General features: G+C 32.0%; 11 protein-coding genes and 1 riboswitch. Of the genes, 3 read left to right on the plus strand and 8 right to left on the minus strand.

Features of this window, described 5'->3' with window-relative positions:
* Positions 1-163 precede the first annotated feature (163 nt).
* Together Q0649_RS02660 and Q0649_RS02665 are read right to left on the minus strand one after the other, a co-directional pair.
* The gene (locus tag Q0649_RS02660; protein ID WP_298837105.1) at positions 164-2,545 is read right to left on the minus strand and encodes a homocysteine S-methyltransferase family protein; all 2,382 of its coding nucleotides are present in this window, start codon (positions 2,543-2,545) and stop codon (positions 164-166) included.
* Entirely contained in the window at positions 2,526-3,188 is a 663-nt protein-coding gene (locus Q0649_RS02665) for a vitamin B12 dependent-methionine synthase activation domain-containing protein (RefSeq protein ID WP_298836954.1), read from the minus strand. The genes Q0649_RS02660 and Q0649_RS02665 overlap by 20 nt, the downstream gene beginning before the upstream one ends.
* A gap of 147 nt (positions 3,189-3,335) precedes the next feature.
* Positions 3,336-3,444: riboswitch (SAM riboswitch) on the plus strand.
* Positions 3,445-3,761: 317 nt separating this feature from the next.
* Here Q0649_RS02665 and Q0649_RS02670 point away from each other — a divergent pair.
* The 3 genes from Q0649_RS02670 (at position 3,762) to Q0649_RS02680 (ending at position 7,873) form a co-directional block, all read left to right on the plus strand.
* Positions 3,762-4,979: a cofactor-independent phosphoglycerate mutase gene (locus tag Q0649_RS02670; protein ID WP_298836956.1), complete on the plus strand. Its 1,218-nt coding sequence runs from the start codon at positions 3,762-3,764 to the stop codon at positions 4,977-4,979.
* Between the two features lie 62 nt (positions 4,980-5,041).
* Complete coding sequence (thrC, locus tag Q0649_RS02675) at positions 5,042-6,532, plus strand: threonine synthase (protein ID WP_298836958.1); 1,491 nt, start codon at positions 5,042-5,044, stop codon at positions 6,530-6,532.
* A gap of 51 nt (positions 6,533-6,583) precedes the next feature.
* On the plus strand, positions 6,584-7,873 hold the full coding sequence (locus Q0649_RS02680) for a homoserine dehydrogenase (protein ID WP_298836960.1): 1,290 nt from the start codon (positions 6,584-6,586) through the stop codon (positions 7,871-7,873).
* Positions 7,874-8,087: 214 nt separating this feature from the next.
* Here the strand turns inward: Q0649_RS02680 and Q0649_RS02685 are convergent, their stop codons facing one another.
* The 6 genes from Q0649_RS02685 to Q0649_RS02710 all read right to left on the minus strand — a co-directional run bounded on the left by Q0649_RS02685 (position 8,088) and on the right by Q0649_RS02710 (position 15,745).
* The gene (locus Q0649_RS02685; RefSeq protein WP_298836961.1) at positions 8,088-9,116 is read right to left on the minus strand and encodes a glycosyltransferase family 2 protein; all 1,029 of its coding nucleotides are present in this window, start codon (positions 9,114-9,116) and stop codon (positions 8,088-8,090) included.
* A gap of 207 nt (positions 9,117-9,323) precedes the next feature.
* Complete coding sequence (locus Q0649_RS02690; RefSeq protein WP_298836963.1) at positions 9,324-10,214, minus strand: collagen-like protein; 891 nt, start codon at positions 10,212-10,214, stop codon at positions 9,324-9,326.
* 229 nt (positions 10,215-10,443) lie between these two features.
* Positions 10,444-11,529, minus strand: coding sequence for a glycosyltransferase (locus tag Q0649_RS02695; protein ID WP_298836965.1), 1,086 nt, complete (start codon positions 11,527-11,529; stop codon positions 10,444-10,446).
* 528 nt (positions 11,530-12,057) lie between these two features.
* A complete protein-coding gene (locus Q0649_RS02700) occupies positions 12,058-13,209 on the minus strand; it encodes a hypothetical protein (protein WP_298836967.1) in 1,152 nt (383 codons plus the stop codon).
* 21 nt (positions 13,210-13,230) lie between these two features.
* Positions 13,231-13,491, minus strand: a complete 261-nt coding sequence (locus Q0649_RS02705) for a hypothetical protein (RefSeq protein WP_298836969.1) — start codon at positions 13,489-13,491, stop codon at positions 13,231-13,233.
* Positions 13,492-13,597: 106 nt separating this feature from the next.
* On the minus strand, positions 13,598-15,745 hold the full coding sequence (locus tag Q0649_RS02710; protein ID WP_298836971.1) for a glycosyltransferase family 39 protein: 2,148 nt from the start codon (positions 15,743-15,745) through the stop codon (positions 13,598-13,600).
* Between the last annotated feature and the right edge of the window lie 64 nt (positions 15,746-15,809).

Below are 15,809 nucleotides of genomic sequence, written 5' to 3' on the forward strand. Positions count from 1 at the left end.
CAAATAATATTTAACATGTTAATTAATACTATAATTAGCATGTTATTTTTTATTATTTATTGAATAACGAAGATTTTAAAAATAGAAATAAGCAGAAGTTAGTGTTTAGTTAAAACTTCCGCTTATTTGGAGTCATGCAGGAAAAGCTTCATAGGTAATGCCATTATTCACATTTGAATAATTTGCGTGCAAATTTAACAGTTTGAGTTGCGTCTTTTGCATAATAATCTGCGCCTATCATTTTTGCGTATTCTTCATTTAAAACTGCGCCTCCGACAAGAACGGTGCAATCAAGGTTATTATCCCTAAGTGCTTTTATTGTTTCACCCATGCTTCTAACAGTGGTGGTCATAAGTGCACTTAAACCAACTAATTTAATGTTACCACTACGTACTGCTTCAACAACGACATCCTCGTGGACATCTTTTCCAAGATCTATTACATCAAATCCATAATTTTCGAGTAGAATTTTAACTATATTTTTACCGATATCGTGAATGTCACCCCTAACTGTTGCAAGAACAATTGTGCCTTTGCTTATTTTTTTATCAGTACTTTCCATCATTCTTTCTTTAATTATCTGGAATGATTTTTTTACTGTTTCTGCAGATTGTAATAATTGAGGAAGAAATATTTCTCCACTTTCATATTTTTGACCTACAATATCAAGTGATGGTATTAAATAGGTATTCACAACTTCCATTTCAGTCATTGTTTTTAAAAGTTCTTTTGTTATTTTTGAAGCTTCTTCCTTCATACCATCAATAATTATGCTCTTTAAATCTTTATTTGCGACAATTTCTTTAGTTGCTGTATTTCCTTCAAAGGTTGAGTAACCATCTATATATTTTTTTGATGCTATGTCATTATTCCATAAAACGTTAAATGCATTAATTGTAGACATCATATCCTCAGATAGAGGATTGAGTATTGGAGCATCAAGTCCAGCAGTTAATGCAGCAGCGAGGAAGGTTCTGTTTAGTATTCCTCGACGAGGCAAACCAAAGGATACATTACTTACTCCAAGCGTGGTTTTAACACCTAGTGTGTTTTTAACAAGCTGAACTGCACGAATAGTTTCTTTAACCTCACTTTGTTGAGCAGAGGCAGTTAAAACAAGACAATCTATGATAATATCTGATTTATCTATTCCATATTCAGCCGCCCTTTTAACAATTTTCTTGGCTACTTTAAGTCTACCTTCAGCTGTTGAGGGAATGCCAGACTCATCAATGGTGAGGCCTATTACACAAGCTCCATATTTTTTAACTATTGGAAATACTGCGTCCATTGTTTCGTTTTTACCATTAACAGAATTTATTAGTGGTTTTCCATTATAAATTCGAACTGCTGCTTCAATTACATCAGGCCGTACACTATCAATTTGAAGAGGGAGATTAACAACGCTTTGTAGTTCTTTAATGACTTCAACCATAACTGCAAGTTCATCAATTTCAGGAAGTCCCACATTAACATCTAGTATATCTGCTCCAGCGTCTCTTTGATTTATACCTTCTTTAAGTATATAGTCTAGATTATTATTTTTTAATGCTTCTTTGAGCTTTTTTTTGCCTGTTGGATTTATTCGCTCACCAATAACTCTTATATCTTCCCCAAGTACTACTGTTAATGAAGGTGAACTAACTGCTGTAATTTTTTTAACGTTGCGTTTTACAGGTTTCAATTCTTTTAACATTTCATATATATCTTTTATGTGCTCACTCGTAGTTCCACAGCAACCACCGAATATTGTAACACCCATTTCTGCCATGATTTTTGCATACTCTGCAAATTCATGTGCATGAACATCATAAAATGCTTCTCCATTTTTAAGTTTAGGAAGACCTGCATTAGGTTGAACTATAACTGGGATGCTTGAGTACTTAAGTATTTCTGTAATTATTGGAAGCATCTCATTTGGACCTAGAGAGCAATTTACCCCAAGAGCGTCCACCCCAAGGCTTTGAATTATATTAACCATAGTTAGTGGGTCTGTACCTGTTAAGGTTCGTCCATTGCATTGATAAGACATTGTACATATTACTGGAAGACTACTATTTTCTTTTGCTGCAAGAATAGCTGCCTTAGCCTCATAAATATCTGACATTGTTTCAATAATGATTATATCCGCACCTTCTTTTGCACCAATTTTTATTTGCTCAGCAAAAGTGTCATAGGCATCACTAAATGACAAGGTTCCAAGTGGCTGCATCAATTGACCTATAGGTCCAATATCAAGTGCAACAAGTTTATCTTTAGCAGCATTTCTTGCTATTCTTACAGCACTTCCCACAATATCTTCAACGCTATATAATGTATTTTTAAGTTTATATCTATTTGCACCAAATGTATTAGTAGTTATTATATCACTACCTACATCTAGGTATTCTAAATGAATTTTTTCTATGATTTCTGGGTGCAATATATTATAACTTTCGGGTAATTCACCCCTTTTAATTCCATATTTTTGGAGCATTGTTCCCATAGCACCATCAAACAGTAAAAAATTATTAAAATTTATTTTTTTATTCACAACATCCACCATCCTTTCTGAATTCACAGCCTATGTTTTTGCAAACTTGACATCCAGTATGTTTTTTAGAACTTTTAATTTTGCTAAGGCCTATAAGTGCGGTTACCGATTTTCTTGGAAGCATTATACTATTTTCAGTAATTGATAGTCCTATTTTTTTATATGCATCTAATACATTTAGTATTTCGGATCCATTATCAATAGCAAAGTCTCCATAACCTGGGCTATATCTAGTTGTAATATATAGCTCCTCTTTTAATGCATTTTTCATAAATTTATCTTGCAACTCATCACATATATACTCTATAGCGGTACTTGCACAGGCATCCATAATTACACCTTTTGTGATATCAAATCTTGAGTAGTAAGCTAGTTTGCTGTCAATAGCAGTTCCAAGAGTCGCAGCCATAACGATGCACTTATCACAGTTTATTAAAAGATTTTTTATATCTTTATCTTTTAAAACTAAAGTGCTTCCTAATAGAAAAAGTTTATCATCTTTTCTTTCAATATCAAAGATTTCATATACAGAATTAGATTCGATTATACCAATTATTTCTTGAATACATTCATCAATTAAATTTATCATATTTGTATCTATTTTTTGGTTCTTATATCCCAAATATCTTAAAACCTCGTTTTTATCGATTTCCATAGGAGCCTCCACTTAGTTTTATACTAGAATAAGGTATAAATACAATAATTGCAAATATATTATTTATTAATTACATTTAATAGGGTTATGTTTGCATTGACATTTATACATACATGAGTTACAATAAAAAACAATAATTTAATAAATTTCTTATTTAGAGAGGTGGAGGGACTGGCCCTATGAAACCCGACAACCAACATTTATTTTGGATGTATTGGTGTCAATTCCTGCAGAACGTAGTTCTGAATAATAAGAAATCAGTTTTACCTATAGTAATATAGAAAACTGCTTTCTTACCCGAAGGCAGTTTTTTTAATGACATTTCAGAAGGAAAGTCGCCCACATCTATAAATGTAAGTTAACTACCTTAGTGGAAATAAAACTTCAGAAGGGGGATAACAATTGAGAATTGTTATCTACTCCAGAGAACTACGTAGGGGTAAATCTCCTTCTGAAGTCATTAATATTCAGCTCCGCCGGAGATGATTTAATAGAATTAAAAATAAAAAAAATTATTAGAAAATTTGAATAATTTTAAATAATGTCTACAAAAGGAATAAAAGGAGAGTGGAAATGAAATATATTGTAGTACTCGGTGATGGAATGGCGGATTACCCAATTAAGGAACTAGATAATAAAACACCTCTTCAATATGCAAAGACACCTGCTATGGACTATATGGCAAAGCACGGCATGCAAGGATTGGTTAAAACTGTTCCAAAGGGTATGCCTGCAGGAAGCGATACAGCAAATATGACTGTCTTTGGATATGATACAGCAGTGTATTATAGTGGACGTTCACCTTTTGAGGCAGCAAGTATGCGAATACCAATGTTAGATACAGATGTTACTTTTAGATGTAATTTAGTAACAGTGTCAGAGGATGAGCCATATGAGGAAAAGATTATGATTGATCATAGTTCAGATGAAATTACAACTGACGAGGCAAGGGTATTAATAAAAGATTTAGGTGAGTATTTAGGGACTGAGTCTATAAAGTTTTATTCAGGGATTAGTTATAGGCATTTAATAATATGGGACAAGGGGCCTTACTCATGGACACTTACACCACCTCACGATATATTAGGCCAAAAGGTAAAAGAATATATGCCTAAGGGGCCAGGTAGCGAAATATTCGATGTTATGACAAGAAAAAGCAATAAATTTTTATCAAATCACGATATAAACAAAAAGAGAGTTGCAAGAGGGCTTAAACCAGCTAATTCAATATGGATTTGGGGAGAAGGAAAAAAACCACTCCTATCTAGTTTTTATAAAAAATATAATTTAAAAGGGTCAGTAATTTCTGCTGTTGATTTAGTAAAAGGAATTGGCATGTGTGCAGGAATGGATATTATTGAGGTAGAAGGTGCTACCGGAAATATTAATACTAATTTTAAAGGTAAAGCAAAAGCTGCTATAGAAGAATTGAAAAAGGGCAATGATTTTGTTTATGTTCATATTGAGGCTCCTGATGAATGTGGTCATAGATGTGAAATACAAAATAAATACAAAGCTATAGAGTTTATAGATAACCAGATAGTACAGGTTATTAAAGATGAGATGGAGAAATTAGGTGAAGATTATAAAATGATAATACTTCCAGATCATCCAACTCCATTATCTCTTAGAACACATACAAGTGATCCTGTACCATTTTTAATATATCAGAGCAATGATGAAAAAGAAAGTGGAAATGACACTTATGATGAATTTACGGCGAAAGATACTGGTTTATATTTTCCACAAGGACATAAGTTAATGGATTATTTTATAAAAGGCGAAAAATAATAGATATTAATATAAAAATTGTGAATGTAGTTTATAAAATGTGAAATGGGAGGAATAATATTATGAATCAAATATATTATAAGAGTACTCGTGGAAATGAAAAACTAGTAAAATCAGCAGAAGCTATTGCAAGAGGGCTTAGCGAGGATGGTGGACTTTTTGTACCAACATTAATACCAAAACTTACTGCATCCCTTGAAGAATTAAAAGAAATGGATTATAAAAAATTAGCATTTACTATAATGAAGGAATTTTTAACTGATTATGATGAAAAAGATTTAATAGAGTCAATTGACAAGTCATATGATGAAAAATTTGATACAGAAGTTATTGCACCACTTGTAAAGCATGGAGAAACATATTTCCTTGAATTATATCATGGACCAACTTTAGCATTTAAGGATATGGCTTTATCAATCTTACCTTATTTATTAAAAAACGCGGTAAAAAAATTAAACATAAATAAAGAAATGATTATTCTTACAGCAACATCTGGCGATACAGGAAAAGCAGCACTTGAAGGTTTTGCAAATGTAGAGGGAACAAAGATAATAGTATTTTTCCCGCAAGAGGGTGTAAGCGAGATTCAAAAAAGACAGATGCTAACTCAAACTGGAGATAATACTTTTGTTATAGGAATTGAAGGGAATTTTGATGATGCTCAAAATGGAGTTAAGCAGATGCTCACAGATGACAGTCTTCTTGAAAAATTAGAATCTAACAATATGATGTTCTCTTCAGCAAATTCAATAAATATTGGAAGGTTAATACCTCAGGTGGTTTATTATTTTTATGCATATACTCAGCTCTGTAACAAGGGTGAAATAAAAGTAGGGGAAGAGATAAATTTCTGTGTTCCTACTGGAAATTTTGGAAACATATTAGCTGGATATTATGCAAAGAAAATGGGACTTCCAATTAAAAAGCTAATTTGTGCTTCAAATGAAAATAAAGTTTTATTTGATTTTATAAATATAGGTACATACGATAGGGTGCGTGATTTTGTAATTACAATGTCTCCTTCAATGGATATATTAATTTCAAGTAACCTTGAAAGACTTTTATATGCTATTAGTGGGGAAAATACATCTAAGATAAAAGATCTTATGGATAAGCTTAAAAAAGATGGTAAATATGAGATAGATGATAATATGAAAAAAGAGTTAAAAGACTTCTTCGGAGGATATGCGAGTGAAGAGGATACAGCAAAAGCAATAACTGCGGTTTATAAAGATACTAATTACGTAATTGATACTCATACTGCGGTTGCTTATTCTGTTTATAAAAAATATTTAGAAGAAACAAACGATACTACAAAGACAATTATAGTATCTACTGCAAGTCCATATAAATTTACGCCTGATGTTATGAAATCAATAGATTCAAAGTACTTTGGTTTAAATGATTTTAAATTAATAAAAGAACTTAGTAAATTAACAAAAGAAGATATTCCAGTGGGTATTAAGGATTTAGAAACAAGACCTATACTTCATAAAATTGTCTGTAAAAAGAATGAAATGCAAATGGAAATTGAAAAGATTCTTAATATTTAATGGCATTTCAAATGGTGATTTATATAAGGGTTTGGGAAAGGAGAATTAGACATGGAAAAGGTCAAAATAGCTATTTTAGGGTTTGGTAATGTAGGTACAGGTGTATGGAAAATATTACATGAGAATAAAAAAGAAATTATGAAACGTTCAAATTATGAAATAGAGGTAGCTAAAATACTTGTAAAAGACATAAATAAAAAGAGAGATATTAAAATAGCTCCTGGAATATTAACAGATAATATTGATGATATTATTAACGATGAGAGTATAAAGATTGTTGTTGAACTTATAGGTGGACGTAATGAGGCTAAGGATTATATGATACGTGCGATGAAAGCTAAAAAACATATTGTAACTGCTAATAAATTAGTAATTGCAAACTGGGGCAAGGAATTATTCAAAATAGCTGACGCAGAAAATGTATTATTTTGTTATGAAGCAAGCGTAGCTGGTGGAATACCGATAATACGTGAAATTAATGAGAGTCTTACAGCGAATAGGATTGAGCAGATAATAGGAATTATAAATGGGACAACTAATTATATATTAAGTAAAATGACTATAGATGGAAGTAGTTTCAATGAGGCATTAAAAGAGGCCCAAGATAAGGGTTATGCAGAAGCTGATCCAACTTCTGATGTTGATGGTTATGATGCCGTATATAAACTTGCTATAATGTCTTCATTAGCTTTTGGAACTGAAGTAGACCATGATTGTATATATAGAGAAGGGATAAGAAATATAAGTGCAGTAGACATAGAATATGCTAAAAAATTTGGTTATACTATAAAACTTTTAGCAATAGCTAAGGAGAGAGATAACAAGTTAGAGCTAAGAGTACATCCAACTCTAGTTCCGTCAACTCATCCTATGGCAAATGTAAATGATGCATATAATGCAATTATGATAAAAGGAAATGCAGTTGGAGAATTAATGCTGTACGGAAAAGGTGCAGGGGATCTGCCAACAGGGAGTGCCGTTGTTGGGGATATAATATCAATACTTAGAAATAATGTAAAGCCAGCTGAGATAAAAAAATTAGGTGGAGCCTTTGAGTTTAAACAAGTGAAAAAAGAACAGGAAAATGAATCTGAATTTTATATAAGACTCGATTTTAAAGATCAAGCGCGGGTTTTAGGAGACGCGGCCAATATATTTGGAGAAAACGATGTTAGTATTGTATCAATTACTCAAGATGTCGAGAGGGTTTACCATTCTTCACTTGCATTTATAACACATAAAAGTGCAGAAAAGAATATCAGAAATTCACTTAATAAAATAATACAATTAGATAGTGTAAACAATGTGGAAAGTATAATAAGAATAGAATCATTTAATTAGTTTTAACGAGATTTCAGAAGGAAAGTCTCCTACTTCTATAAGTTGAAGTCAAATACATTAGTAGAAATAAAACTTAAGTAGGAGTATAAATCTCCTTATGAAGTCGTTAATATGCAACTCCGCAGGAGATGATTTAACATATTGAGTAAAAAAATCCTCCTATAAATGATGCATACATCATTTATAGGAGGATTCTTGTAAATATGAGGTCTACTTAATTACCTATGGCTTCACCTTTTGAAGTTATTTTCAAATCGTATATTTCAGGTGATCTATTTCCTTTAAAAGTCACAGTGTTTTTAAGTTCTTTATAGCTTAATGTGCTTGACACAATATATAAAGGTCTATTTTTACTCTCATCAGAAATTCTTGCAATATATTGTCCCATAATAGCCATAAAGCAGAACATTAAGCCAAACATCATAAGGCTAATTGAAAGGATTAAACCTAAGTTTAATATAGCACTTTTATTGATCATAGAGGTTACGATAGTGCTAATTAATAAAACAGTTCCTATTAAGCCACTGAAGACGCCAAAGTATCCATCAATTACCAATGGCTTATAAGAAAATGAAGTTATTCCGTCAAATGCTAATGTAAACATCTTTTTAAGAGAATATTTTGTTTCGCCGGCAAATCTTTCTTTACGTACAAATTTTACAAATGTTTGTTTGTACCCAATCCAACTAACCAAACCTCTTATATATCTGTTCTTTTCTGGTAATGAATTAAGAGCATCACATACTTTTCTGTCAATAAGTCTAAAATCTCCAGTATCAACTGGAATATCTATAGTTGTCATGCTTTTTAGTAGTCTGTAGTATACACTAGATGTGAACTTTTTAAAAAAGGTTTCGCCAACCCTTTTGACCCTTTTCCCATAGACTACATCATAACCTTCTTTCCATTTTGATATCATGTCGAGTATTGCTTCAGGTGGGTCTTGAAGATCAGCATCTATTACTACAACAGCATCACCTATTGCCTGCTTCATTCCTGCAGTGATGGCAGCTTGATGTCCAAAATTTCTTGAAAAATTTATAAGTTTTATATTTTTGTCTATTCTGCATATGTTTTCGACTTTATTTCTTGTCGCATCATGACTACCATCATTAACAAATAGAATTTCATAATTTCCGTTTGCATTATCCATAACAGATTTTAATCTTTTATAACTCTCATCTATAACAAGTTCTTCATTATATAAAGGTACTACTACTGAATAAATAATCCCATTACTCATTGTTATCATTCCCTTCAAATTATATTTTTAAATTCGCTTTTAATGTTTCTCTATAATTAAAATTATAAGGGTAAATTGTAGAATCAGTATCAAATCAATATGTGAACTTTATGTGATAACTCAAATAAAAGGTTGCCGATAATAGGCAACCTTTTAAGGTAATAAAATTATTTATAAATTGTTAGGACTAAACAAAAATTGATTTTATTAAGCAGTTCTTAAAATAGATAATGTTCCAATAGGTCCAACTAAACCTGCAAGTACTATACTAACTGGGCCATTTGAATTGTTTACAAATCTAAAATTATCTCCTGCTGTTGCTTGATAAATTACATTAGAACCAGTTACTGTTGGATTTGTTACTGTAATAGATATACCAGCAATAAAGGTTGAAGGTGATTTTTGCAAATCAATTTCTATAGCAGTGGTTAAAGGATTTGGAGTAACAGACATCTTCCAGTCGATTGTATAAAGGCCTGTTTTATTAACTGTAAATATACCTGTTGTTGAATTGTAGCTTAAATCTGTACCTACAACATTTACAGTATCATAAATAATAGTGCCTCCAACTGGAATAGATATTTTATTTGTTGTTATAACACCATTTAAATACGAATTAAAACCAGGACCAGTAGCTCCAGTGGGGCCAGCAGGACCAGTAGGACCAGTAGGACCAGTAGGACCAGCGGGGCCAGCAGGACCAGTAGGTCCGGTAGCACCATTAGTGCCAGAAGGGCCAGCAGGGCCAGTGGCTCCGTTAGTTCCATTAGTTCCGTTAGTACCATTAGGGCCAGCGGGACCAGCAGGACCAGCAGGACCAGTTCGTCCAGTAGGACCGGTTGCTCCAGCGGGACCAGTAGGGCCAGTTCGTCCAGTAGGACCAGTTTCTCCAGCAGGACCAGTAGGGCCAGTTCGTCCAGTAGGTCCAATTGGACCAGTCGGGCCAGTTGGTCCAACTATACATTTTGGATGGCAAGGATCACAAGGATCGTGTTTTTTACAAGGATCATGTTTTTTACAAGAATCTTGTTTGTCATAACAATCGTTTTTGGGCGGAGTAAAATAGTCATAAGTTTCATCTGATTTATTTTTAATCAATATTAGACACCTTCCTTATTGATAATATTTTCTATATTTATTTAAAACGTTTTATTCTCTTTTATTAGTATGCTTGTACTTTTTTATATAAAGCTTGTACTTTCTATACATAGTATGCGGATACTTCGTTTTTGTGTTAAACAGAGATAGTAAGAATTTAATCAATTCAAAAAAATATAGATTAAATTATAATCTATATTTCTAAACGATGAAAGTAAAATAAATAAGTTTATAAGCTATCTAAATATATTTTATGATTATTCAATAATCTTTCATCATTAGGCGAAAGATTAATTGCAAGCTTTGAGAATTCTATCGCTTTATCTAGCATATTTAAATGGTAACAGCCTAAAGCTGCCAAATCATAAGGTGTATAGTCCCAAGCATTTGCATCGTTAGCAAAGTCAAATGATTTCTCTTTGATTTTTAATGCTTCATTGGCATAATAATAAACACTACACCAATCTTCCTCGCTGTATGCTAGTAAAGAGAGGTCTATATAAGGCTCTCTTGAGGAAATAGATTCACTTATTGCTTTATGGAACCATTTTTTAGCATTTATTATTTCAGCTTTTTCAAAATATGATTTTCCAATAAATCTCATGGAAGAGGATCTTTCATCTTCCCAAGTTGATGTTGGTAATGCTAAATACTCTTTTAAGGTTAAAATGCAATCATCCCAGCTATTAGCAAACATATACTCGCGACCAAGATAATACAAATTTCTACTATTGTTAGGATTTTCTTCCACGGCTAATTTTAATAATGGAAGATTTAAACTTCTATTTTTGTTAACATCAGGGTAATGGTTGTACACTAGTCCCTTAATATATACTTGATTTTCTTCACCTTCACCTATATATTCTAAGATTTCATGTGTTGGATATATCCATTTATAACCATGCCTTGAGTGAATTCTTGACCAAGTATATTGAACGGCGGGCGTACCATCAGCATTAATGCTCCAATTATATAGATATGATCCTCTTGTGGTTTCTTTTGTCCATGCATTTTCTAAATGCTCTCTCCAACCATCCTCAATTACATCATCAAGATCTGAAGATACACATATATCCATATATTCTGGAATAAATTTTAAACATTCATTTCTTGAGTAATCAAATCGAAAGGGGGTAGCATTTATAGAATAAACAACAGCACCTCTTTCTTTTAGCTTATTAATTGTATCATCAGTAGAGCCAGTATCTACAACTATAACAACATCAGCGTTACTAACATGATCCATAAAGCGGTCAACAAACTGTTCTTCATTTTTGCAGATTGCATATACGCAAATTTTATATTTACCTTTCATGTAAAAACCTCCTAATAAACAAGTATTTATGGCACAGTATATTATATGGTCAGAAATAATTATGGGTTACATAGAATTGCTCATAGTATAATAATGCAAATAAATAAGGAATATTATCAAAAAGAAAAAATAACCAACAATTTAATTTGTTGGTTATTTTTTAGATGCTTTATCTTTATTAAGCGTACACATCAAGTATGTTATCACTAGTAGAATTAGTAGATTTTGTAGAACTACTTTTTAAAAGGTTTAAACTACTATCGTTAGTTTTTGATGTTTGCTCCGTACTAGATGTTTGCTCTGTTTTTCCAGATTGCTTTTGAGCAATTTGTGATTCGATTTGCTGTATTTTAGCTTCAATAACTAAAGCTTTGGCCGTTTTTGTTTTTTCATCATCCTTGCTTGAACTAATAGCATTTATTTACCTAATATAGATTGTCTAAGTATACCGTAGATATGTGGCAATAATGTGGGAAAGCTGTGGCAATTGCAAACACAATGTGAACATAAGATTGTGGTATACATACTTTATTTATAATTTCCTTGCTCATTAACTAAATGAATTTTAAATGAGTAAATTAAATCGATTATAACTAGAAACAACACTACAGAAGCTGCAATTATAAAATTAGTTGATGCGTTATATAAAAATGGTAGATAACATACTAATGAAGCTAAAGGTATTATTATAGCTATATAAAATTTCTTTGGAAAAGAAAAGGCATATAGTAGTGAAATTATGTCTGCCATAAAGAAATACCTCTCATGCATATGTGGTAACAAAAATGGAATAATTATAGAAAATAATAGGGATAATTCTATAATATTATCATACTTAATAACTTTTATATATTTAATGCTTACATAAAAGATAATAAGAACAACCACAAGGGTAAATATAATTCCAATATTACTTATAAGGGTTGTATTGCTAAATAAATTGCTAGGAAACCATTGATATATTGAAGGTGCGTTAGAGGTTAGATTTTTATATTCACTGGATTGATTAATATAAATAAGCAAAATATCTTTTAATGGTCTGCCAACAATTAAACTGGGTATGCTTAGAAACAAATAGGATATGGGTAAAAGTAGTAGATGATATATTTTAATCCTATGTTTAAACAACAAAATACCGAATAATGGTAGTAAAAAGATTGCTTGGAGTTTAAAGGATACTGCAATGCCATAAAATATTAATGATGTGATTGGTTTTTCACGCAAAATATAATAGATAGAACCAATAACAAAGGAAGTAAATATTATATCGCATTGAGCCCATACAGATCCGTTAAATATAACTGTTGGGATAAAAAGTAGAAGTCCAAAAGCTAGATAGTTAGCTTTTTCATTTCTATATTTAATATTAACAATTTTCATAACGAAAAAAGCAGTCATTATTTCAAAAACAAAAGTTGTCATTTTTACATAAAACAACTTATTTATACTTGTGTATGTGCCTAGTGTTAATAAGTACATATATGGCGGGGTGTAATCACCCATTGAGTTTTTTAAAGAGCTAAAACCACCACCTGTTTTTATAGTATCAAACCAGCGGCTTACAAAGGCAGTATAGTCCTGACTTGCAAAAGGTAGGCCGTGAATTCTAACAATTAATGCAAGCCATATGATACATGCTAATATAATAAACTTTTTTAAAAATTCTTTATTCTTATCCATAAATCTCCTCCTGAGCTTAGTTTATTTATTTTTGAAATCTCCAGTTGGAGGATTTCCATTAGGTTTAGTACCACTTTTATTTTTAAAATTACCTTGAGGTCTTGTATCACCTTTTTTATTAAAATTACCTTGTTGCATTTTACCATTTACCATTTTAGAAGAACTGTTACTTGTTGCATGGCTTGCGGTATATTTGTATGCATATACAAAGGTTCCCATTATTCCTGAAAGAGTTATTATAAGTGTTAAGACTAATATTGATATGTTCTTTTTTATTTTCATCGATATACCCTCATCTTTCTTGCTCCTTTATATTTTTTTAATAAAAGCAGATTCTATATGTGGACATATAGAATCTGCTTTTAAATAAGGTTAATTGAGTTTAATATTATTTTGTTGTATCGACGCCTTTTAAATCATATAGTGCTTCAGAGTTTTGACCACCAAATTTTTGAGTCATTGCATTTTTAGTAGAAGTTGTTGTCTTAGTTGTAGTAGTTGCTGCTGGAATAGTAGTTGTAGTAGTATCTTTCCATTTACTTTCTGCAACAAGTGTGCCAACTTTTTTAGCCCATGTCATGACATCATTAGTTGAACCTTGACCGCCAACCATTACATATCTAACTTCTCCATTTTTAACTAGTGTTTTAAACTGAGCAAGTGTTATTGCTTTGTCAGTTCCAAAGAAGCCCCAAGTCATTACAGATTCGCCAGTTTTAATTATTATATCCGCCGCTGCACCACTTGTTGATGAAGTCACAAGAATATATTTTTCAGTTGTTTTATTAGCTTGTAAGAATTTTGTTAATTTCGCATAACTAGAATTATCTGAGCCGCCCATTGATCCACCCATGCTTGAATTTCCATTTTTAGAACTAGAAATTATACTTAGTCCTGCAGCTGGCATTGAGCCCATTGCACCAAATAAAGTAGTTACAGATAAAACTATAGGGGTTATTAGAAGTCCTATTAAAGCAGTGGCTACTAATATCTTTGAAAGCTTCAAATTATTATTTTTCTTTATTTTAATGATAATAAGTATTATTGAAGATGCAAAACATAAAACAGATAGAGATATCATTAAAATCTTAGTTATACTAGAGGTACTGTACATGTAAGATAAAATCAATAACTGAAGTGCTCCATCTACAATAAGTGTTACTGGTAAAATCCAAGATTTTAAGGTATTTTCAGTGTAAAGCTCCCACATAGAAACAATTCCAATTCCGGCAAGCGCTGCAATTGGTGGAGCAAGCATAGTTAAGTAATAAGGGTGAAATAAACCCGTTGTGAAACTGAAATATATAAATTCAGGTAACAACCACATTGACCATAATAGTAAATCCAATTTTCTATTGTTATTAAAAGCAAATTTGAATTTTTCCTTTAATGCTGCTGCGAGAATTCCGAAAACTGCAAGAGGAAATAACCAAATTATTTGAGTAGACAGACCGTTATTAGAAAACAATCTTGAAAAACTAGCTGGTTCGGTGCCACCAAAGCTACTATTACCTCCACCGCCGGATTTGCCGCCTTGTCCTTGACCGCCGCCACTTGGCATCCCACTAGGTCTAGTACCTGTAGGCGGTGTACCACCTTGCATTCCATCCTGAGAGGTTGCACTACTAGAAGCACTTTGCGTCGTAGATTTAACAGTAGAATTATTAGTTGTGTTTGTATTTGCTGTGGTGGTTGGTTTAAATTGACCTTTATTGGTACCCATACTGCCACCACTACCAGTAGTACTTCCAAGTCCAAGTCGTTCTAGTCCATTATGGCCAATTATAAGTTCCAGTTCTGAGTTATTTGTACTACTTCCAACATAAGGTCTGTTTGCAGCAGGTATTAAATCTACAACTATTGCCCATGAGAATGAAACAACAAGTAATACAAGTGTTCCGCAGATAAGATGAATTATTCTTTTTTTAAGAGAAATTGCACTTGATAAAAGGTAAACCAAGTATATAGCTGGAATAACCATATAAGCTTGAAGCATTTTTATGTTAAAACCAATACCCACAATAGCAAGTCCTATTAGAAGATATTTAAATTTACCTTTCTCGGCTGCTATAGAAATAACCCAACATGCAAGCAATAGAGTTAAAACAAGTAAGTTATCGCAAGTATTGTTTCTGCTTACTGCAACAAAAATTGGAGTTGTTGCAAGGAATAGCGCTGAGAGAAGACCGGCGGTACTTCCAAAAGATCTGTTAACAATTTTATATATTACCCAAACGGAGATCACTCCTGCAAGAGCCTGTGGAAGAACAATGCTCCATCCACTATATCCAAATATTTTAGCAGAAATAGCTTGAAGCCAAAAACCTAGAGGAGGTTTATCAATTGTTACAAAGCTTGCCGGGTCAAAAGATACGAAGAAGAAATTTTTCAAACTCATAGTCATACTTTTAACACCAGCAGCGTAATAGGAATTTGAGTACCCATTTATGCCTAGATTAGTAAAATTTAATATTGCGGATAATAATAATATTAATGACAGTAAAGATTTTTCTTTAGAAAGTTTTATTTTTTTCATTTAATTTGCCCCTTTTTAAAATGAGTTGGCCGTTTTAGGCCCAAACATAACTAGTTTGATTTTT

Origin of the sequence: uncultured Clostridium sp., from assembly GCF_937920395.1 — a bacterium.
Classification (GTDB): Bacteria; Bacillota; Clostridia; order Clostridiales; family Clostridiaceae; genus Clostridium_AD.

What these genes read in the sequence shown, in the direction of transcription:
- Q0649_RS02685 (WP_298836961.1), bottom strand. Translation starts at nt 9,116, where the DNA reads ATGAGTAATGGGATTATTTATTCAGTAGTAGTACCTTTATATAATGAA.
- Q0649_RS02710 (WP_298836971.1), bottom strand. Translation starts at nt 15,745, where the DNA reads ATGAAAAAAATAAAACTTTCTAAAGAAAAATCTTTACTGTCATTAATA.
- Q0649_RS02705 (WP_298836969.1), bottom strand. Translation starts at nt 13,491, where the DNA reads ATGAAAATAAAAAAGAACATATCAATATTAGTCTTAACACTTATAATA.
- Q0649_RS02665 (WP_298836954.1), bottom strand. Translation starts at nt 3,188, where the DNA reads ATGGAAATCGATAAAAACGAGGTTTTAAGATATTTGGGATATAAGAAC.
- Q0649_RS02660 (WP_298837105.1), bottom strand. Translation starts at nt 2,545, where the DNA reads ATGGTGGATGTTGTGAATAAAAAAATAAATTTTAATAATTTTTTACTG.
- Q0649_RS02670 (WP_298836956.1), top strand. Translation starts at nt 3,762, where the DNA reads ATGAAATATATTGTAGTACTCGGTGATGGAATGGCGGATTACCCAATT.
- Q0649_RS02680 (WP_298836960.1), top strand. Translation starts at nt 6,584, where the DNA reads ATGGAAAAGGTCAAAATAGCTATTTTAGGGTTTGGTAATGTAGGTACA.
- Q0649_RS02700 (WP_298836967.1), bottom strand. Translation starts at nt 13,209, where the DNA reads ATGGATAAGAATAAAGAATTTTTAAAAAAGTTTATTATATTAGCATGT.
- thrC (WP_298836958.1), top strand. Translation starts at nt 5,042, where the DNA reads ATGAATCAAATATATTATAAGAGTACTCGTGGAAATGAAAAACTAGTA.
- Q0649_RS02695 (WP_298836965.1), bottom strand. Translation starts at nt 11,529, where the DNA reads ATGAAAGGTAAATATAAAATTTGCGTATATGCAATCTGCAAAAATGAA.